Here is a 1054-nt window from a genome sequence, read left to right on the forward strand (position 1 = left end):
GCCCGACCTCGGCGAGCAGGGCCGTCCACTGCTCGACGAGGGCGGGCAGCGCCACCTCGGGCAGCCGCCCGGACGGCAGTTCCGCGTCGGCGCGGCCGAGGATCGCGCCGGCGAGGTCGCAGACGGCGAGCTGGCCCCGGGACTGGCCGAGGTTGGCGACCAGGACCGCGCCGCCCGCCGCGTCGAACGCCAGCCGCGCGGGCGGCCGGCCCCCGGTGGACGGCCCGTCGGCGTGCTCGACCAGCAGCCCGTGCGCGATCAGCTCGGTCACCCGGGCGGCGACCGCCGGGCGGGACAGCCCGGTGGCGCGGGCCAGCTCGGCGCGCGTGGCGACGCCGTCCTCACGGACGAGGCGCAGCACGTCGCCGCAGGTCGCGGGGCGTCGCGCGGGTGAGAAGACGGGCCGGTGGGGCATCGGATCATCCAAGCACGTGGACGGGGGCGGGGCGACCGGATCGAACGGGCGGATCGAACGTGCGGAGCGGGCGGAGCGGGGACCGTCCGCCTGTCCGGGCCGGTCCCGGGGGCCTTCTATGAGTGCCGAGTTGGCTCTAGTGGGGAAACTTCTGTAAAGATTACTGCGTAAGCCTGATGACTTGCATGACCTATCCCCGCTAGGTTGCGTGTGTCGTTGTCCATCCCCTCGGCCTGGAGTCTCCGATGAGCGCCCTGCCGTCCTCCCAGCAGCCGTCCCCTCAGCAGCCACCCGCGCTGCACCCCGTCGTCGCGCGGGTCACGGAGCGGATCGCCGCGCGCAGCGCCGACCGCCGCGCGGCTTACCTCGGCCGGATCGCGGGCGCCCGCACCCAGGGGCCCGCGCGGGGCGGGCTCGGCTGCGCCAACCTCGCGCACGGCTTCGCCGCCTGCGCGCCGGAGGTGAAGCTCCAGCTCCGCGGGGACGTGGCGCCCAACATCGCGATCGTGTCGTCCTACAACGAGATGCTGTCCGCGCACGCGCCGCTCAAGGACTACCCGGACGTGCTCAAGGCCGGCGTCGCCGAGGCGGGCGGCACCGCGCAGTTCGCCGGGGGCGTCCCCGCGATGTGCGACGGCA

Annotated in this window: 2 protein-coding genes; one reads left to right on the top strand and one right to left on the bottom strand. The window is 75.2% G+C overall.

Going from position 1 to position 1054, the window contains the following annotated elements:
- The coding region (locus AB0J52_RS41990; protein WP_500188898.1) for a winged helix-turn-helix transcriptional regulator at window positions 1–415 on the bottom strand (415 nt) is incomplete at its 3' end.
- A gap of 245 nt (window positions 416–660) precedes the next feature.
- Between AB0J52_RS41990 and AB0J52_RS41995 the strand changes: the two genes are divergently transcribed.
- A partial coding sequence (locus AB0J52_RS41995) for a dihydroxy-acid dehydratase domain-containing protein (protein WP_500188900.1) occupies window positions 661–1054 on the top strand: 394 nt, incomplete at its 3' end.

This window comes from Spirillospora sp. NPDC049652, assembly GCF_040675125.1.
GTDB lineage: Bacteria > Actinomycetota > Actinomycetes > Streptosporangiales > Streptosporangiaceae > Spirillospora.